The sequence below is a fragment of the Nitrospiria bacterium genome (genome assembly GCA_036397255.1).
Classification (GTDB): domain Bacteria; phylum Nitrospirota; class Nitrospiria; order DASWJH01; family DASWJH01; genus DASWJH01.
Map to the genome: position 1 here is coordinate 53,500 of DASWJH010000026.1, position 19,934 is coordinate 73,433.

The window sequence follows — 19,934 nt, forward strand, 5'->3', positions numbered from 1 at the left end:
GGTTTATCAATGAAAAAAATTTAAAACCCTTATTGTTTGTTTTTTCTGTTTAAAGAAATCCTGGAAAGTCCATCGTAATTTCCATCCGGGGCCAGTTGATACCCCTCTAAGTTTTTATTTCCAGCGAAAAAATGATCCTCATACCAAAGCGGAATATATGGCAACTGGTCCAAAAGAACCTCTTGGAGGTGGCGGTAAAGGTCCATTTGGGTTTCCCGGGTATCAGCCCTCTGAGCTTGAACAATGAGTTGATCAGCCACGGCATTTTGAAAACGCCCGCGATTTGCTCCGTTGGGGGGAACCGATTCACTATGAAAAATCATATGAAAAATATCCGGGGTTGTGATTCCAACCCAGGTTAGGCTGAACATTTGAAAGCGCCCGCCTTTAATATCCCCATAAAATGTTCCCCAATCATAGCTTCTCACATCCACTTCAAAACCGACCTTCTCCAGTTGGCGCTGAATAATCGTTGCAAGGCGAACACGAAAAGGATCACTGGAGGTTTTATAAGTAATTTTCGGCAACCTTTGTTCATCAAATCCTTCTTGGTTTAAAAAATTTTTGGCCTTTACCGGATTATAGGAATAAAAAATCAAATTCTGATTTCCTGCCCAGTGTTCAGGGGGAAGAAGGGCGGAGGCCGGTCGGGCGGCCCCACCCAAAACATATCGAATCATATCCTCACGATTTAAAGCATGGGCAATCGCCTTGCGTACCCCCAAGCGGCCAACCACAGGATCTTCCATATTGAAACCCAGATAGGTAAAGTTCGATCCCTTCCCTTTGATGACCCGGACACGTTGGTCTTTCGCCAGAAGGGAAACCAGTTCAGGAGGTAGATCGTTTTGCAGCATATCAATTTCCCCCTTTAGTAATTTCAACACCCGCACGGTATGATCCTTTACATATAAAAATTCAAAAATCTGCCCATCAAACATCCGTTTTATTTTCAAAGAACCCTCTTCAGGCCATAACAAAAAGATAAAAGGACCATTTCCAACCGGTTGAGTATGAAATGGATGCTTTTCTTCAATTTTCTTTCGGGGGAGGATTCCCACCCTAAGACGATCCGGGAAAAAGGAGTCCGGACTTTTGAGAAAAATATCAATGTTCCTTGAATCCGGGGTTTCTATTTTTTGGATCGATATAAGGTCCCCTCTGTGGGGGGAAGCATTTTCTGGTTTGAGAATCGATTCCAGTGTAGCTTTTACATCCCCTGAGGTGAATGGGCTCCCATCATGGAACGGTTGAATGGAATCTTTTAAGGTAAAGCGAAATTGGGTGGGAGAAACCCTTTTCCAAACCGCTAAACCGGGAACCGGGAGATTTTGCTCATCAAACTCCACTAACCGCCGATAGAAAAGGCGGTTGAGCCGGGATGAGGTGGCATCTGTGGCATATCGGGGGTCAAATGTAATCGGTGCGCTGGATAACCCAAACCGAAGTGAATTTCTCTCGTAAGGGTTACAGCTGATAAAAGTAAAAAAGAAAATAAAAAGGAAAATAGGAAAGCGTGAAATTTTTAAAAAACCCTTCCCCTTTCTACCTTGAATATATTTTGGTTCGCTCGATATGGATCACCCTCCCGTGGTGGTAGTCACCACCGATAATTGGGAACCGGTCCGAACTTTATTGGGTATATAGAAAAATTGTATCTGTGTCAACAAAACATGGCCCTTCTTTAAAAAGAATTGTCCGGGTCTCTCATTGACAAACAAAAAAATGTTATATAGTCTCTAAGGTCACCCTTCCCTCAGAAATTTACTAGAATCCAATGGATCGAAAAAACGTCAAATTCTCGGTTTGGTATATCGTTTTTGCCCTTTGGGCGATTATGCTTCTTCAAATATTTATTTTCCCCGTTTTTAATCCCACTAAAATCTCCTATAGCGAATTTAAGAAAGCCATCCAATCCGGCAAGGTGGAAGAGGTTTCAATTTCCACTTCGGTCATTCACGGAAAAATGAAAGAGGGGGCGGAAGAGGAAGGGAAGCGCATGTTCGACATCGTTCGGGTGGAAGACCCGGATTTACTCCGTGAACTTGAAGCCGCCAATGTTAAGGTAATCGGTGTGATTGAAAGCACTTTTTTTAAAGATATTCTTTCCTGGTTAATTCCCATTGCCATATTTTTCGCAGTATGGGTCTTTTTGTTCCGCAGATTAGGCCAAGGTCAGGGCGGGTTTATGACCGTTGGAAAAAGCAAAGCAAAAATCTATATGGAAAAAGAGGTCAAAGTCCGGTTTGAGGATGTTGCCGGAGTCGATGAGTCTATTGAAGAATTGCAGGAGGTCATTGAATTTCTAAAAACCCCCGAGAAATTTAGCCGGCTTGGAGGAAAAATTCCAAAGGGAATCCTTTTGGTGGGCCCACCCGGAACCGGCAAAACACTTTTGGCCAAGGCGGTGGCCGGGGAAGCGGCGGTCCCATTCTTCTCCATCAGTGGATCAGAATTTGTTGAAATGTTTGTGGGGGTTGGAGCAGCACGGGTCCGGGACCTTTTCTTGCAGGCAAAAGAAAAGGCCCCCTGCATCATTTTTATCGATGAATTGGATGCACTCGGAAAAGCGCGAGGAATAGGTCCTATGGCTCACGAGGAAAGGGAACAAACCTTAAACCAGCTTCTTGTTGAGTTAGACGGTTTTGACTCCCGAACGGGAGTCATTCTCATGGCCGCCACCAACCGTCCAGAAATACTGGATCCCGCCCTACTTCGTGCCGGCCGTTTTGACCGTCATATTTTAGTGGACCGCCCAGACAAAATAGGCCGATTGGCTATTTTAAAAGTCCATGCCCGTAACATCTCTCTGGGGCCTGATGTTAAATTGGAGGTCATTGCGGGAATGACTGCCGGCTTTGTGGGGGCAGACCTGGCCAATATCATTAACGAGGCCGCCTTGTTAGCGGTTCGAAAGAACAGGGAGGCCGTGGAACAACCTGACTTTGAAGAAGCGGTGGAACGTATCATTGCCGGCCTTGAGAAAAAAAATAGGGTTTTGAATCCCGCGGAAAAAGAAAGGGTTGCCCACCATGAAATGGGCCACGCCCTAGTGGCTCTATCCATTCCAGGTTCTGAAACGGTCCAAAAAATCTCCATCATTCCCCGAGGGGTCGCGGCGTTGGGTTATACCCTCCAGCTTCCCACCGAAGACCGTTTTCTAATGACAGAGTCCGAACTCAAAAATAAAATTGCGGTGCTTTTGGGGGGACGAATGGCTGAGGAAATCGTCTACCAGGAGGTTTCAACAGGTGCACAAAATGATTTGCTCAAAGCAACGGATATTGCTAAAAGCATGGTTAAAGTTTATGGAATGAGTGAGAAGCTGGGGCAAATTTCCTTTGATCGGGATTATCAGCAGCGCTTCCTGCAAATTGGAAGTGAATCCGGGGCGGGAGATTATAGTGAGAAAACCGCAAGGGAAATCGATTGTGAGGTACGAAAAATTATTGATGAACAATACAACCGGGTCAATACCCTTCTCTCAAAACAAAAAGACATCTTAAGGGAGTCCGCACAGCTGCTTCTTAAAAAAGAGACAGTTACCGGGGAAGAAATTAAAGCCGTTCTTTCAAAATATCCTACCCTTTCCAACTAATATTCCCCAGCCCTTTACCTGATTTTCAAATTAAAAATCTATTCTCCCACTTGTAAAAACAAACCCTTTTTCCGGGCAATTTTAAATACCCAAAGAAAAAACAGGGTTCCACCTGTAAGGTAAAGCAGATTTAACCCCATTGCGCTCCAAAAATGACCTGGCATAAATTGGTGGTCCAACAATACAGACCGCATGCCTTCAAATACATGGGCGGCAGGTGTGGCCCAGGCCACTCCTTGAAGCCATTCAGGGAGAACGGAAACAGGATAGAAAACCGCCGCGACCGGTTGGAAGAGAAAAATGACGGCCCAGGCCAGGCTTTCAGCTCCCTGGCCAAAGCGCAGAATTAATGCCGAGACAAACAAACCGATGCTCCAACCCATCAATAAAAGATTGGCAAAAAAGGCCACCAACGGTAAACCCATTTCGAAAATATTAAAGTGGAAAAAAATCTGAGCAAGGACCACCAAGACCCCCACTGCAACCGATGTTCTGAGAAAGCCCACCACCAGTTGACCCGCCATAAATTCTAATGGCGTTAATGGACTGACAAATAAATTCGCCAGGTTTCTGGACCATACCTCTTCAAGAAATGCCAGAGAAACACCGATCTGGGCTCGAAAAAGAACATCCCACAAAATTAAAGCACCCAGAAACAGCTCTAAAAAGTTTGGAAGATCCGATCCCACCCCTTGAAGATATAAGGTCAAAAACCCCCACAACAGCAATTCCATCACCGGCCAGTACACCAACTCAATTAAACGAACCCAAGAGGTCCGGTACAGGAAATAATGCCGTTGAAAAAGGGCCAAAATACGGCGGAGGTTCATGCCTCGGATCCATTCCTTGTAATATCAAGAAAAACCTCTTCCATTGTAGCCCTCCCATATTGTTGTATGAGAATACTGGGGGAGCCTTCTGCCACAGTCCTTCCCTGTTTAAGCAAGATCACCCTGTCGCACATTCGTTCGATTTCCTGCATATTATGAGAACTCATTAAAATCCCGGCGCTCTGTCTATCCCGGTATTGCATAATCCAACGCCGGAGGTGGTCGGCAACATCCGGGTCTAAGCTGGCTGTGGGTTCATCCAATAAAAGGATCTCCGGATCGTTAATCAGCGCCTTTGCCAAAGCCACTCGGGTTTTTTGCCCGGAGGAAAGCTGTCCATATTTTTTATTTAAAAGCGACTCAATATCCATTTCCCTACAGAGAAATTTTATTTTTTCCCTCAACAGGGGAACTCCATAGAGTTGGCCATACACGGATAAATTCTGAAAAACGGTCAATCGGTGGGGGAGATCCACATAAGGGGAGGAAAAATTCATTTTGGTTAAGATCCCCTTTCGGTTTCCATCTCCGGTTTGACCAAAAAAAGAAACGTTTCCTGATGTTGGGGTAATCAGGTTTAACAGCATAGCCAGAATAGTGGTTTTTCCTGCCCCATTGGCACCCAGAAGTCCCACAATTTCCCCTCGGTTTACTGAGAAATTAAGGTCCCTAACCACCCACGAATGGTTAAACCTCTTTCCAAGACCTTCTACCCGTAAAACTTCTTTACCCATGATTATCCTTTTGGAGGGAATAGGTTTTTTCTCTTTACTTTTTAACATTCAAATGGAATTTTGAATCGGGAACAAAATCTTTCCCCAATTTCTTCCATTTTCTTCCTCTTCCTCAAATCCAAAAACCAAAGGTTAAAAAACTGAAAATAGCCCTCTTCATCCCCCCTGTCAACCCATGGCCTTCTTCTCTTGCAGCCCATGTTAAATCCAATGGATTTTCAATTGACATACCGGTGGGAGGACGCTATTCTGAAAATCCAAGCCCATCGCAGTTTTGAAGGGCCTATTATCCCACGCTCTATAATTTAAACCATTTGAAAGGTGAGTAGAATTTTTTCGGAGTCCCTTGCAACAACAATCATTTATCATATGTATAAAGACCACCCCGCCAAAAGAAAATATTTTTTAAAAAAGATAAAGATTTGGAAGATCCTTTTGAAATTTAGAACCATGGGGGGTAAAGGTGCATGTTTATTAATAATCATCGGATTTTTTTCCCTGTTTTATCCTTTCTCATCCCGGGGAAATCCTTCGCCCGAAGAATATCGACAATCCCTTATTACGGAATTAAATACCCTTTTGGAGGAAAATAAAAAAGCACCTTTGGACTCCGTTCTCCTTACCCGATTATCCGGTTTGTACCTGGATATGGGGGATGATCTAAATAGTGGCAAACCTCAACGAATTCAAGCCTATGAAAAAGGAGCCAAAATCGCAGAAAAAGCGATTCACCTCAACAATGCCGATCCCAAGGCCCATTTTTATTATGCTGCGAATTTAGGATCCGCAGCCAGCCTAAAGGGGGTTTTTGCCTCATTGACGACCATACGACAACTCCAAAACCACGTGGACCGTGCCCTTGAATTAAAGGAGGATTACCCTCCCGCTCTCCATATGAAGGGGATGCTTTTGGAGGAGCTTCCCTGGATATTGGGTGGGGATTCTAAAGAAGCCTTAGAATTTCTTCAAAAAGCCGTTGCCGCGAAAACCAATTACGCCAAGGCCCGTCTCGATTTGGCAAAGGCCTATATCAAACGAAAAAATAACCAAGACGCCCGAATTGAGCTGATTCGGGTCATTCATATGGCCGCTCCGTCAAATTATTATTCCTGGTATCACCATAACAAACCGGAAGCGGAAAAACTCCTATTTAAGTTAGATCAGTCAGAAAAATTTAAAACAGTGGAAAAGGTAAAAACTGAATGACTAAAAGTCACATGAGGAGACTCCCTGTATGAAGCGAAATGTTTTTATCGGATTCCTCTCTTTCTTTATAATTTTTTCCGTTTTCTTTGAATGGAAAAACGCCTTTCCGGAAACCCCGGACCTTACCCCGGGAATGGCTTTATCGTTTATCCGGCAAACCCACGAATATTCAAAAATCACCTCCCAAATCCAACTTCATCAGGACGGTTTCCAAAAAGGATATGATCAAGGATTCTGGTCAGGAGGGATCATCGAACCCGATGAATCTGTGGTTTCCATTCCCCCAGAAGTGAAGCTGACCCCTAAAGGACTGCTATTTTTCAAAAATATAAACATAAACCCGAATGGGCCAAGTTTCGTAACTCTCCAAAAATCTCAATTACCGTTAACGGAAATTAAAAACCTGACCCATTTGAATAGGGAGCAACCCGCCGTCAATGTGGAATTCTCATGGCAATATGATACCTCCCCATCAACAGTAAAAAGATTTATTGTAGAAGGAGGATTGGGAACTGCCATCCTTCACCACACCCCAGAAGGTTGGAGAATGGAAACCATTCGTCTCGATTTTTCAAAAAGGCCAGCCCCGATCTCCCCTGAAGAAAAGCAATTGGAGGAAAAGGACAAAAATGAGCAGGACACTCTTCGGAAAAAGAGGGAAGAAGAAAAAAGGGCCGAAAAGATAAAATATTGGTCCCTCCTTAGGGAATCCAAAACTCCTTCCGAACAAATCGGAGCATATCAATTTCAATTTACAACGTTTGATCAGGCCACCTCCATTATGCGGGCCTATGATTTCACAGCCCAAATTTCCAATGTTGACTTAAAGGTTGATGGGTCGGAGACCACGGGCTTAGCAAAATTAAACTACCGATTCTCCCTTTGGTATAATGATATTCAGGAAATTTCACAGGGGTTTGACCCGGAAACCAGCCACCATTGGATCCAAATTATAAGTAAATATGGGAGACGGGTGGAATGGAAAGCAGAAGAAAAAGGAATAATTGATGAGGTCTTCAAAACCCTTAAAACGGCCCATTCACGATGGACGGAAAAGTACGGTAAACTCATTGGTCAAAACAGCCCATAAAAAAAACCTTCACCCATTATCTCCATCCGCTTGAATGATTAGAAAGAAAGTGTTTTCTTTCCTAAACTCCCGTTAAACCCTCTTCCAACGCATATTTCACCAAGTCCGAAATCCGATGAATATTCAGTTTTTTTCATGATTTGCTTGCGGTGGGTTTGAACCGTCTTTTGACTAATGCCAAGGACCTTTGCAATTGCATTGTTGGTGTGCCCTTTGGCCAGAAGTTGAAGAACCTCCCATTCCCTTCCGGTTAACACCGGAAACTGGTTTTTAATTTCTTTTCGTTTTTTGGTTACTAAATATTCATCCACCAGTTTTCGGGAAATGGAGGGACTCAAATAACAATTTCCTTTATAGGTCTCCTGAATGGCATGGAGCAGTTCCTCCACTTTGGAGTCTTTTAAAATATACCCATCGGATCCGGCTTCCAATGCCCTTCTTAAAAATAATTCATTGTCATGCATGGTTAAAATCAGTATTCTTGTCTTTGGGCATGTCCGGCTAATCATCCGGGTCCCCTCTAACCCATTTAAACCCGGCATTGAAATATCCATTAAGACAACGTCCGGTTGAAGTTGCGGAACCTCCCTAATCCCATCGCGGGAATTACAGGAGGTCCCCACTATGACCATAGAAGGATCATCAGAAATTAATTTTTCCAGCCCTTCCAGAAAAATTCGGTGATCATCTATTAGAAAAACTTTTACCACCGTTGCCCCACTTTCCATTGATGACATTAAAGGATGAATTAAAATAAACCCACCTAAAAAATAGGATGAATACCCCATTATAAATTAATTCTCAATGGCTATTTTTATTATAAAGAAAAAACCGAAAATCAATCAAACTATTTAATGAAATATTTTTCCCCGGATAAATGATTTTGGTCCAAATGGTTCTTTCCCATAGATCCAATTTATATAAGAAAAATCACAACCCATTAAATCGTTTTTGATTGAGTCGCCTCTTCAGATGCTTTCCTTAACATTCCTTGGAAAATTTAGCCTTCAGAATTGGTGATGATGGAAGGAAACCCGGTTATTCCCTAAACGATGGGTCATGATAGGGAATTAGGAAGTTTTATTTGAAGCAACTGGACCAAGGTCCCCTCAAAGTAGCCAGCTTTGGTCCCTCCTTTCAATCAAAAAGCCATGGAGGGGAACATTAGAACGCCCTTGAACAAATGAGGAACTTTAAAGAAAAGGGTCAGGGGCCGGCCACGGGCATACGCTTAAACCGGCTCCGGGCGAAATTCCTTTCTGTCCCAAACAAGGTGGGCCAGTGAGTTCTTGCCCTTTTTCTTAACCGAATACATCAGATCATCGGATGTTTTAACCACCATCCGCGTGTCATCTGGCGGCTGGTCGTAGGTAACCATACCAATGCTGAAGGTGACCCGCTCGCCGGGATCCCTCATTTGTTTGAGTAGTTCCTCGCGGATCTTATTGATCACATCCCGCGCGCCCTTTGAATCGGCCTCCGGAAAAAGGATCGCAAATTCGTCTCCCCCCATTCTAGCGATGCAGTCAGTGCTCCGCGTGTAGTTTTCATCGATGCCGTTATGGATCGAAGAAGATTATCCCCCGCGGTGTGCACATAAAGATCGTTAATGGTTTTAAAATTATCAAGATCAATATAGGCCAGGGTAAAGGGGCTGCGGTACCTGTGGGAACGGTTGATCTCCTCCTCGAGGCGAATGTAGAATGCCCTACTGTTGGAAGTTTCGGTCAGAAAATCAATATGGGCCAGGTCGTTCAATTTTTCGGTCTTGTTCTTCAGGCCGGAAAGCAATGAGGCAATAATGATGAAAAAAGCAAGCCTTACGGAACCGTTCCAGTATAATACAGGGGAATGGGCAGTCAGGCCGATGGTTGCATAGTAGGTGGATGCCCAGGTCAGGGCGGACAGAACCGAGATAACTCGCCCCGCCCTCTCACCAGCGTACCAAGCCGCAAAGCCAATAGGAATGATGTAGAAAATGGAGAGGGACGTGTTGGGATAGACGCAACAATACAACGCTCCCACCAAGACCACCAGTAGCAGGCTGACGGCTATCAGAAGGGGCATGGGTTACCGTTCGAACCATCTATTCAGCCCATCCTTAAGGTTCATTTTAATTTAAAACGTTGTCAAAACAGTCCCAAGGAAGCCGGCTACAATGCAGGGAAACTCACCTTATCAGTTAATCCGTTTCTTGGGAAAAGGTCATTCAATATTTAACCGGTGAAATCTGAAACACTAGACTTAATTTACCTAGTCTTAAATGGTCCCTTAATAACAATCCGTATCTGGCTTTTCGAAGTATAATACCCCGGCTGAGGGTGCAGCCGAAACATTATTATAGTTGGTGTATCTAGACTTTTCAATCCACATATTACTCCCTATGATTGGTCTTTTTATAAACAGTTTCCATTAGGAATCGGCACCTCATATAATTTAAAAAACCTACTCCATTTTTTTGAAAACACCCCATCCCAGATTTTTTTCTTTCCACCCCCTCCTGACATTTTGCCTTTTTTCCCTTTTTCTAAAAAAACTTTCCCCGCAAACTCCTTCTAAAAGACCTCTTTCCCGGAAACTGATTGAGGAAAAAATTTTCCTTTTTTATTTTTTTTAACCACTAGGGTTTATTTCAAAAGAGTTGACACTTTTTTGAGCAGATTGGTACCATGTGGGTCATGAGTCGAGTATTAATTTTGATTACACTTCTTTTGGTCAGCACCACGTTGTGGTTTATCGAATTCGTATATCTATGGGTTTACCTGACCGGTACGGTTGTTTTATACATACTTGTTTTAATCATTATCATGATTTGGACCTTTAACTCTTCCATCCTATATGCCTTGCTAAAGCTGGTCCCTTTAGCTGCACTGAATGCTCCCCTCGCCTGGGGTCCAAAAAAGAAAGATATGGAAGAGGAAGTTCATCTGGAATCCGTTCGATCCCGCTTTTCTGTGGCACAGGAATTCACCACATTCGGAATTTGTATCGCTGCTTTACTCTGGCTCCTCCGAATGGTCTTCCTGAATGAAGATGGGTATTAAAACCCACAAATACACCACCCCTAAAGAAAAGTCCCTCTAGGATGATCTGCCACTAAAAGCCCATTTTTCGAAACCCAAGGGGAAACGACCTTTTCCCTTTTAGAAAATGGACGGGAGTAATATTTTTTTGGTATGATACAGTATTAATAAAAATTTACTCTATTTCCATTTTGGCCTTGATTGTTTACTTTAAAGGAGAAAAGCGTTGAACATAAATGAGTTAAATGAATTACTCAAAAGAAAGATCCTTGTAATGGACGGGGCCATGGGAACGGCCCTCCAGGATAAAAACCTAACCCCAGAGGATTTTGGGAGTCCTTCTCTGGAAGGGTGCAACGAAATTTTAAATATTACCCGCCCCCAGGTCATCCAAAGCGTTTATGAAGCCTATCTCAATGCCGGATCCGATATTATTGAAACCAATACCTTCGGGGCCACCTCCATTGTTCTGGGGGAATACCAATTAGAAGACAGGGTCACGGAGATCAACCGAACCAGTGCACAATTGGCTCGCGAAATAGCAGACCGGTTTTCCACCCCTGAAAAACCCCGCCTGGTGGCGGGTTCAATGGGGCCGACCACCAAAACCATTTCGGTTACCGGAGGGGTTACCTTTGATCAATTAGTGGGGGCATTTCACCAACAGGCAAAGGCCTTGATTGAGGGGGAAGTGGATCTCCTCCTTTTAGAAACGGCCCAAGACACACTCAATTTAAAAGCTGCGGCCATTGGGGTCAACCAAGCCCAACAGGATCTCGGAACAAATCTTCCATTAATGGTCTCCGGAACCATCGAACCCATGGGAACCATGCTGGCGGGTCAAGGGGTAGAAGCGTTATACACCTCTCTGGAACACCTTCATCTTTTTTCAATCGGTTTAAACTGCGCCACGGGCCCAGAATTCATGACCGATCACCTCCGTTCTCTTTCCTCACTTGCAAATTGTTGGGTCAGCGTCTACCCCAACGCCGGACTTCCCAATGAAGACGGCCTTTACGAAGAAACCCCGGAAAGCCTTTCACAAAAATTATCCAGGTTTGTTGACCAAGGCTGGGTCAATATCATTGGAGGATGCTGTGGAACCACCCCCGCCCACATCAAGACCATTGTTCAAATGGTGGATGGAAAAAAACCGAGAGTCCCTACAGCCCTAAAAAGGCTGGCCATATCCGGAATTGACTTTTTACCCATTGAGGAGGAAATCCGTCCTGTTTTGGTGGGAGAACGAACCAATCAAACCGGTAGCCGAAAATTTAGAGACCTCATTGAAGCAGAACAGTTTGAAGAAGGCGCTGAAATCGGCCGTAAACAGGTGAAAAGCGGTGCCCATATCCTCGATGTGAATATGGATAGCACAAACCGGGATAATGCCAAAGACATGGACGAATTTCTCAAAATTCTCACCAAAAAAATAAAAGTTCCTATCATGATTGATTCCACCAACTCAGACGTAATTGAGGCCGGTCTTAAAAATTGCCAAGGAAAATCTGTCATCAACTCCATCAATTTGGAGGACGGGGAGGAACGGTTTGAAAAGGTAGTTCCCCTTTTAAAAAAATATGGTGGAGCGGTTGTGGTGGGGTGTATTGATGAAACCGGACAGGCGATTCAACGCCAGAGAAAACTGGAAATTGCAAAACGTTCCTATGGTCTTTTGGTGAACAAATATGGTCTGCCTCCAACGGATTTAATTTTTGACCCCTTGGTCTTTCCCACTGCTTCCGGGGATAAATCCTATGACGGGTCCGCCCCTGAAACCCTCGAAGCGGTCAAACTCATTAAGCAAACGTTTCCGGAATGTAGAACCATTCTGGGGATAAGCAACGTATCATTTGGTTTACCCCAAGCCGGCCGGGAAATTTTAAACTCCGTATTTCTCTACCACGCGGTCAAAGCAGGACTTGATTTCGCCATTGTCAATTCAGAAAAACTGGAACGCTACCCTTCAATTGCCGAAGAGGAGAGAAAGCTTTCCGAAAATCTTCTTTTCTGGAGAGGGGATGATCCTGTCACCGCTTTCGTCAGTGCATTTCGCCACAAAAAGCCCAAAGAGAAAAAATCCCGCATAGAAATGCCATTGGACGAACGGTTGGCTTCTTATATTATTGAGGGGTCAAAAGATGGTTTGATTGAAGATTTAAACGAGGCACTCAAAGACAGAAAACCTTTAGAAATTATAAACGGTCCTCTGATGAAAGGCATGAGTGAAGTAGGAAGACTTTTTAATAATAACGAATTGATTGTGGCGGAAGTTCTCCAAAGTGCGGAATCAATGAAAGCATCGGTGGCCCACCTGGAGCAGTTCATGGAAAAAAATGAATCTAATATTCGAGGTAAAATTATTCTGGCAACCGTTAAAGGGGATGTTCATGATATTGGGAAAAACCTGGTTGAGATCATATTGGGCAATAACGGATACCAAGTGATTAATTTGGGAATTCGAGTTCCTCCCGCCGAATTGATTAAGGCATATCAAAAAGAAAAACCCGATGCGGTGGGTTTATCAGGTTTGCTGGTTAAATCCGCCCAGCAAATGGTAGTCACCGCACAGGATTTTAAATCAGCGGGAATGGAAATTCCCCTTTTGGTGGGGGGAGCCGCACTCAATCTCAAATTTACCGCAACCCGTATTGCCCCTGAATACTCAGGGCCGGTATGCTATGCAAAGGATGCCATGCAGGGATTGGATTTAGTCAATCAGCTCACCGATGAAAACTTAAAAGAGGGCCTGCTAAAGAAGATAGAAAAAGAAAAACTGTTCCTTCAGAAAAGTGTTGAAACCACGGCAAAAGCCGCAGCCCCAAAGGAGCCCTTCAAAGGCCTTTCGGTGAAACCCTCCCGGGATCTGCCATCACCCCCCGACTTTGACCTTCACGCCTTACAGGATGTCAGTCTGGAAAAACTATTTTCTTTTATTAACCCGACGATGTTGTATGGAAAACATCTTGGACTTCGGGGAGGATTTGAACAACTCTTATCCAAGGGGGACGACAAAGCAATAAAATTAAAAGCCCAGGTGGAAACCCTCCAAAAAGAACTGATTCGAACCCATGGGATGGTGGCCAATGGGGTTTATCGGTTTTTCCCCTGCCAGGGTCGTGGTGAGGATCTCATCCTATATGATCCGCAAAATAAAAAACAGATTATTGAAACCTTTAACTTTCCTAGACAAGGTGCGGGGGAGAGGCTTTGCCTTTCTGATTATAGTCGGTCGGCTTTATCCGGTGAATTGGATTCCATTGCCCTTTTTGTTGTAACCTGCGGAAAGGGCATTCGGGAATTTTCGCAAACCTTAAAAGAGGAAGGAGAATATTTAAAATCCCACATCCTACAAGCCCTCGCCATTGAATGTGCGGAAGCTTTTGCGGAATGGCTTCACCAAAAAATTCGGAGCGATTGGGGAATAGGTGATCCCCCCACTCTGTCCATGAAAGACATTCTCAAGAATAAATACCGGGGGGTCCGGGTCAGTTTTGGGTATCCTGCCTGCCCCAATTTGTCCGATCAAAGAAAACTGTTTAAATTGTTGGAACCCTCCCAAATCGGTGTAGAATTAACGGAGGGAGATATGATGGACCCCGAGGCGTCGGTTTCCGCTCTGGTATTCCACCATCCCGAGGCAAAATATTTCCGTGCGGACGAATAACAGGAGGAAAACCCTCACCTCCTAAACAGGGATCTCAAAGGCGTTAAAAAAATAAGGAATCTCAAAATCTGCCGATGATTTTGAATCGGACCCATGAACCACATTATGCTCAATTCGAGACCCAAAATCTTTCCGTATGGTCTCCGGGGCAGCTTCCTTGGGATTGGTTGCCCCCATTAACTCCCGATTCTTTATGATGACATCCTCCCCCTCCAATACCATCACGACACAATTTCCGGAAGACATAAAATCCGTCAGGCTTTCATAAAAAGGTCTTTCACGATGAACGAAATAAAACCCCTTTGCCACCTCTTTGGTCATTCGGACCAATTTCATTGCAATAACACGAAACCCCTTGTTCTCATACCGGCGAATAACCTCCCCAATCAAATTCTTTTTTACCCCATCCGGTTTAATAATAGCCAACGTTCGTTCAATCACTTTTTTCCCTCCATTGTTCTCGTCTAAATAAGGCCCATAAAATAACGGAAACGGAAAAGGGTGTCAATGGACCCATAAATTATAACCCAATGGAACTAATGATTGACATATAATCCAATTTGAGTTAGCTTTACAGTGGGTTACGTAGTTGCACCCATTTCCTTCCAAGGTTTTTTTTACAAAAGGAAGTTTTCTCAAAAAAAAGGTTTAACCTATTAATTTTGACGATTCACCTTTCTGTAAAAGAGAATATTTGAAAAGGCTGAAGACCCAACCTCACGCGTTATTGAAGTCCCTTTCTATCTTTTTCCTCCCTTTATTTACCCTCACTCTTTTCTCTGCCGTTGAGGTTTCCGCTGCAGAAAAAAGTAATTTTCAAAAAGGACTAAATTGCAAAAACCGTTTAATGAAATCTGAATCTAAGAAACGGTTCCGCCATTCATGGGAGCAATGTATCCGATATTTTGTCAAAGCGGCCAAAACGGAAAGAAACCCTAAAAAAATCGAAGAATCCCTTTTCCGTACCGCCAAGCTTTATGAAGGCCTCAATCGATACTCCGGTAAAAGCCATGACAAAAGAAAAGCCATTGACCAATATAGGCAATTGGTAAAACACTACCCCAAAGGACGGTTTTTCAAAACCTCTCGGCGATCATTGGCTTCTTTGGATGGTTCCTCTCTTCCCTCAACTTCCCCCTCAACAACTCCCACGCCCCCTCCTGCTAAGCCCATAATGGTCAATCTTGTGAATTATTGGTCATTTCCATCCTATACCCGGGTAGTGGTCGAGCTGTCTGAGGAAGCGGAATTCCGGTCAGAACGACTGGAAAAACCGGAACGCCTATTTATCGATTTCAAAAATGCCTACCTTCCAAGAAAAATGCACAATAAACCCATTCTTATTAAGGATGGGGTTTTAAAGAAGGTCAATGTGGCTCAATTTGATCCCCAAACGGTTCGCCTGGTTTTAAACTTGGACCAGATTAATAATTTTCGTATTGTCCCGTTTGAAAACCCAAACCGGATTATTATTGACGTGTACGGGAAAAATTCCCAGGTGAGAGATGCGGCGTTCAACCCGCCCCAACAGTACCAAACCGCCGAGGTTCCCAAACGAACCAATGGTGAAATTACCCTCGCACAACAATTGGGACTGGGAATTAACACCATTGTTGTTGATCCTGGACACGGGGGAAAAGATCCCGGCGCCATTGGGCGAAGCGGAGTCATGGAAAAAGATGTGGTCTTAGACATTTCAAAACGTCTAAAAACCCTTTTGGAAAAAAATCTTGGGAAAAAGGTCATTTTGACCCGGGAAACGGATATTTTTATTCCCTTAGAGGAACGAACACAAATGGCCAATGCACAAAAGGCGGATTTATTTATTTCCATTCATACCAATTCAAGCCCAAAACGAACCACCCGTGGAACCGAGATCTATTTGGTAGGACAATCCACCGACCGCCCGGCCATGGAAACCGCGGCTAGAGAAAATAGCGCTTCGGAGCGGGCCATGAGTGACCTGGAACTTATTCTTAATGATCTTTTAGAAAACACCAAAATCGATGAATCTTTGGAATTGGCCCACCTGACCAGCCAGTCTTTCCATAAAACCGTTGGATCTAAATACAAAAATGTGGTTAACCTCGGGGTTAAGAGAGCTCCCTTTTATGTTCTGATAAATGCCAGCATGCCAAGTATTTTAACGGAAATCTCTTTTATCAGTAATCCGCAGGAAGAAAAAAGGTTGAAAAATGAAACCTACCGCCAAAAAGCCGCAGAGGCCCTTTATCAAGGGATTAACCAATATATTGCCTCCATCAAAGTTGCCTCCATACGTTAAACATATTTTTCAAATTTTTGTTCCATAAGCCTTTCTTCTATCCGATTTTTTTAATAAAAATTGAGAAAAGGCCGATAAAGCATGCCCCGAATCAAACTGACTTTGGAATACGATGGAACCCAGTACTTTGGATGGCAAAGGCAGCCCACCCTTCCCACTATACAAAAAGTTCTTGAAGATAAAACGTCCCAAATTTCCCAAGATAGGATTCAGGTCATTGGGGCGGGAAGAACGGATGCTGGAGTTCATGCAAAAGCCCAAGTGGCACATTTTGACACCCAATCTAAGATGACCCCCCTCATGTGGCAACGGGCATTAAATGGAATTCTCCCCCCTGATATTTCCGTTATTAAAACAGAAAAGGTTCCTCAACATTTTCACTCCCGCTATTCCGCCATTCGAAAATGCTATCAATACACTATCCTTAATCGCTCCTTTCCCTCCCCTTTTTCCAGAAACCATGCTTGGTGTATATTTTCCCCCTTAAATGTTTCAAAAATGCGGAAAGGCGCAGACATGTTTAAAGGAAAACATGATTTTAATTCCTTTCGTTCCTCCTCCTGCAATGCCAAACATACCCTCATTACCCTTCGACGATTGGACATTGATAAAAAAGGAGAATTTATTTTTCTGACTTTTGAAGCCCGGTCTTTTCTGATGCACATGGTTCGGCATCTCGTTGGATATTTAGTCACCCTGGGCCAAGAGAAAATCACTTTAAAAGACCTTAAAGGCTTTTTAAATGGCTCCTTTCAAAAACATTCCCAAACAGCCCCTCCCCATGGCCTTTGCCTCCTTCATGTAAAATATCCTAAGTGACTGAACCTTAGGATCTTTTTCTTTTCTGATAAAAATGTGCCGTAATTTTTTTCACAATTTCTTGACAGGGAAAAATACAGTACGTTATAGTTAAGTAGAGGAGAAACAATGACAGAAGAATTCGAAAATGGAAGGTTGAGAAAACTCGTGAAGGAACTGGTGGACACCATCAACAATGTTTTCTCTGATAGTTCCCAAATAAAAAAAGCGCTGAAAGAAATTGAAGAAGAAGGTTACCGGATCGATATTGTATTGGCTTCGATTACACGCATTCACCGAAAGGATGATGAAGGAACTCCCCCCGAACTGGTTTACGAATTCAACCCCTTTGATAAAGCTTTTTTACAATCCCTCAAAATCCGTTTGGATTCGGGGGAAAATAATCCCTCTTCTGAATAAAACTTTTTCTTCTTATCCTGCCTTTTTCCTCTAAAAAGATCCAAAAAATTCCAAATTTACATTGACAAAAACGGAACGTCTTTGTTATCGTAGCCACCCAGGTGCCGAGATAGCTCAGTCGGTAGAGCAGAGGCCTGAAAAGCCTTGTGTCGGCGGTTCAATTCCGTCTCTCGGCACCAGTTTTTTGAAGACTTAGAGGAGTTTTTGAATTTTCTTTTTCGCTGTTTTTCCCATTTGCTACCATTTTTTAAATTTTCGTCTTTAATTCCCAACGCAAAACCCGATAACTTATCCGCAGATACCGTATTCACTCCTTCCATAAGATGACCATAACCATCCATTGTCACCTTAAACGATGAATGTCCAATTTGTTTTTGAATATATTTTGGGTGTTCATTATTTTTAATTAAAAGACTGGCAAAGGTGTAGCGTAAATTTTAGATTTGTCATTCCTTTAGGTTTCTTTTGCCTTTTGGTCCATTAACTTTTGGGTTTCTTCCATCATGTTCCTCAGCCATTCAATGATTGCCAAATAATATTCATTGACACCTTTATAGGCTAATCCAGTTTCCCTGACAATCTTGTTGACGTGTTCCTCATGATCACGCACCTCCCACGGCTTTTCATCCGGAGGGGTTTCTAAAAACTTAATCCTTTCCTCACGCATAGAGGTTAGAAGTTCAACACGCCCGGGGGATTTAATGTTTTTAAAAATGTATTCCAGTTCTTCAGAAACGGATTTTGGCAATCCGTATCCATCTAACTTTTCAACCGCCCAAGTGTCTAAGCCGGTTCGTTCCATTATAAATTCCGTTTGTTTGTCTTTGTTAAATTGCATTTTTAAATTTTCGATCGGATCATCCATTTTTTTTACCCTCCCGGAATCATAATCAACCCGTGGTTTACTCCTTCAAACCCGTGTAAGGTAATTATTTTATCATCCATCAATCCAAAAAAACCACGTTCATTTTCCCGATCATCAACAACAAAAAAAATTTTTTCCTTTTAAAACCTTGTTTACCTGATTTTCTTCCCCACCATAATATCTCTCTTAAAGAAAACCAATTTTCACCTACGAAACCCTCCCTCAGGGCCAATACAATTAATAATTCCACCTGTTTACGGTTTATCATGGCTTATTTCTTTTCTATTCTATCCCTTAAAGTTCTTGAAAAGGGATCCCCATATGAATTTTTCCCTCTTTTATTCTATGTTGTAAGTGAGACTGAGGAGAAAAGAAACGGCACTTATTTTACAATCACCGTAATTTTAATACCCTTTTTTGGGGTCGGTATAATATATCAGGAGGAGGGAATTTCGGACACCGGAGGACATGGAAACCACTTCCCGGCCGTGCCAACTCTTCCCCGAAACGGAAAACCCGTACCCGCTGTTGGGTAGGAAGGAAAATTGCTTTACTTTTTCAAACTGACGTTTCAGGATCAACATTCCTCCAAGGGAATATTTTCTTTTATACAGGGCTGTACCTAAATCTTCCTGGGAACGGTCTTTTGGCAGATAAAATTGGAGGGTCACAATTTTCTTTTTCACATCAGGGTGAGGGGCGATTTTATATCCACCCACATCCCGAATAATGGCCGGTTTCGGGTAGGCCTCAATTTCTTTTAAAGCCTCGCGGGATACCTTGAAGCGATCGGTAAGGTCTACAGATAGCATATCAAAGACCTGATTTCTTAAACTGTCGGATTTTAATGCATCTGCAATTCCTAACCAAAATTCCCCCTTGGATTGCTTTAAAACCGAAACCCCTTCATCACTGATTTCCAATAAATCCCGGGTGCTGGTCCCGTCCGCCCGGGCATATTTTTTTAGGGAAAGTGCACGGTAATCTTTCGAGTCGGGAAGTTGTTCAAGTAAGTTGGCATAGAGGCTTTCCGGAAAAACGTTCTCCATATAAAAATGGGAGAAGGGATCATTGACCGTTTTTGTTTTCTTAAGGGTCCCCAGCAAATGGCCCAAAAAAGATTCTGAAACCCCTTTTCGATTAAAGACTTGGGTATTCTCCATATTTTATTCTTTGTTTAATCCAAGTTTGATTTTTATCAAATTTTAGGAACCTGTATGAGGTTGATTTCCAGAATAGAAAATAAACAGAGGTATGTCAATTGATAATCGAAAGATCTCACTACTGTCCCAACGTTATACAAATAAATTCAATTGGTTATCGTCATCAATGGTTTCATCTTCGTAATCAATCGAAGAAAGCGCTTGTAATATTGGGGTTTTTTCGAACAGCGACACACTCAAAATTTGTAGAATTGTG

The 19,934-nt window shown here is 43.1% G+C and carries 15 protein-coding genes, 1 tRNA gene and 1 pseudogene; 9 read left to right on the top strand and 8 right to left on the bottom strand.

The annotated features are described in order from the left end of the window. Positions 1 to 29: 29 nt before the first annotated feature. Positions 30 to 1,349 (bottom strand): ABC transporter substrate-binding protein, encoded by a 1,320-nt coding sequence (locus VGB26_03885; GenBank protein HEX9756925.1) that lies wholly within the window; start codon positions 1,347 to 1,349, stop codon positions 30 to 32. A gap of 428 nt (positions 1,350 to 1,777) precedes the next feature. On the opposite strand from VGB26_03885, the gene ftsH reads away from it, so the two are divergent. Continuing rightward, positions 1,778 to 3,598 (top strand): ATP-dependent zinc metalloprotease FtsH, encoded by a 1,821-nt coding sequence (ftsH, locus tag VGB26_03890; protein HEX9756926.1) that lies wholly within the window; start codon positions 1,778 to 1,780, stop codon positions 3,596 to 3,598. 38 nt (positions 3,599 to 3,636) lie between these two features. Here ftsH and VGB26_03895 read toward each other — a convergent pair whose 3' ends face one another. Together VGB26_03895 and VGB26_03900 are read right to left on the bottom strand one after the other, a co-directional pair. Beyond that, a complete protein-coding gene (locus tag VGB26_03895; GenBank protein HEX9756927.1) occupies positions 3,637 to 4,428 on the bottom strand; it encodes an ABC transporter permease in 792 nt (263 codons plus the stop codon). Continuing rightward, positions 4,425 to 5,162, bottom strand: coding sequence for an ABC transporter ATP-binding protein (locus VGB26_03900; protein ID HEX9756928.1), 738 nt, complete (start codon positions 5,160 to 5,162; stop codon positions 4,425 to 4,427). Before VGB26_03900 ends, VGB26_03895 begins: the two co-directional genes overlap by 4 nt. A gap of 435 nt (positions 5,163 to 5,597) precedes the next feature. Between VGB26_03900 and VGB26_03905 the strand changes: the two genes are divergently transcribed. Both VGB26_03905 and VGB26_03910 read left to right on the top strand, forming a co-directional pair. Continuing rightward, the gene (locus tag VGB26_03905; protein ID HEX9756929.1) at positions 5,598 to 6,368 is read left to right on the top strand and encodes a tetratricopeptide repeat protein; all 771 of its coding nucleotides are present in this window, start codon (positions 5,598 to 5,600) and stop codon (positions 6,366 to 6,368) included. Positions 6,369 to 6,396: 28 nt separating this feature from the next. Then, positions 6,397 to 7,458: a hypothetical protein gene (locus tag VGB26_03910; protein HEX9756930.1), complete on the top strand. Its 1,062-nt coding sequence runs from the start codon at positions 6,397 to 6,399 to the stop codon at positions 7,456 to 7,458. A 38-nt stretch (positions 7,459 to 7,496) separates the two neighbouring features. On the opposite strand, the gene VGB26_03915 is transcribed toward VGB26_03910, so the two are convergent. Together VGB26_03915 and VGB26_03920 are read right to left on the bottom strand one after the other, a co-directional pair. Further along, positions 7,497 to 8,168, bottom strand: a complete 672-nt coding sequence (locus VGB26_03915; protein HEX9756931.1) for a response regulator transcription factor — start codon at positions 8,166 to 8,168, stop codon at positions 7,497 to 7,499. Between the two features lie 607 nt (positions 8,169 to 8,775). Continuing rightward, positions 8,776 to 9,525 (bottom strand): annotated as a pseudogene (locus VGB26_03920) (GGDEF domain-containing protein). Between the two features lie 611 nt (positions 9,526 to 10,136). Between VGB26_03920 and VGB26_03925 the strand changes: the two are divergent. Both VGB26_03925 and metH read left to right on the top strand, forming a co-directional pair. Continuing rightward, on the top strand, positions 10,137 to 10,502 hold the full coding sequence (locus VGB26_03925; protein HEX9756932.1) for a hypothetical protein: 366 nt from the start codon (positions 10,137 to 10,139) through the stop codon (positions 10,500 to 10,502). 205 nt (positions 10,503 to 10,707) lie between these two features. Continuing rightward, positions 10,708 to 14,148 carry a methionine synthase gene (gene metH / locus VGB26_03930; GenBank protein HEX9756933.1) on the top strand — a complete coding sequence of 1,147 codons (3,441 nt, stop codon included), beginning with the start codon at positions 10,708 to 10,710 and terminating at the stop codon, positions 14,146 to 14,148. Between the two features lie 21 nt (positions 14,149 to 14,169). On the opposite strand, the gene ndk is transcribed toward metH, so the two are convergent. Further along, entirely contained in the window at positions 14,170 to 14,586 is a 417-nt protein-coding gene (gene ndk / locus VGB26_03935; GenBank protein ID HEX9756934.1) for a nucleoside-diphosphate kinase, read from the bottom strand. Positions 14,587 to 14,842: 256 nt separating this feature from the next. Here ndk and VGB26_03940 point away from each other — a divergent pair, with 256 nt between their 5' ends. The 4 genes from VGB26_03940 to VGB26_03955 all read left to right on the top strand — a co-directional run bounded on the left by VGB26_03940 (position 14,843) and on the right by VGB26_03955 (position 17,829). Then, positions 14,843 to 16,432, top strand: coding sequence for an N-acetylmuramoyl-L-alanine amidase (locus VGB26_03940; protein HEX9756935.1), 1,590 nt, complete (start codon positions 14,843 to 14,845; stop codon positions 16,430 to 16,432). 81 nt (positions 16,433 to 16,513) lie between these two features. Next, positions 16,514 to 17,251, top strand: coding sequence for a tRNA pseudouridine(38-40) synthase TruA (gene truA / locus VGB26_03945; protein HEX9756936.1), 738 nt, complete (start codon positions 16,514 to 16,516; stop codon positions 17,249 to 17,251). A gap of 108 nt (positions 17,252 to 17,359) precedes the next feature. Then, a complete protein-coding gene (locus tag VGB26_03950; protein ID HEX9756937.1) occupies positions 17,360 to 17,650 on the top strand; it encodes a hypothetical protein in 291 nt (96 codons plus the stop codon). A 103-nt stretch (positions 17,651 to 17,753) separates the two neighbouring features. Next, positions 17,754 to 17,829 (top strand) — tRNA-Phe (locus VGB26_03955). A 275-nt stretch (positions 17,830 to 18,104) separates the two neighbouring features. Here VGB26_03955 and VGB26_03960 read toward each other — a convergent pair. Continuing rightward, on the bottom strand, positions 18,105 to 18,515 hold the full coding sequence (locus VGB26_03960) for a hypothetical protein (GenBank protein ID HEX9756938.1): 411 nt from the start codon (positions 18,513 to 18,515) through the stop codon (positions 18,105 to 18,107). Positions 18,516 to 18,919: 404 nt separating this feature from the next. Beyond that, positions 18,920 to 19,678 (bottom strand): hypothetical protein, encoded by a 759-nt coding sequence (locus tag VGB26_03965; protein HEX9756939.1) that lies wholly within the window; start codon positions 19,676 to 19,678, stop codon positions 18,920 to 18,922. Positions 19,679 to 19,934 lie beyond the last annotated feature (256 nt).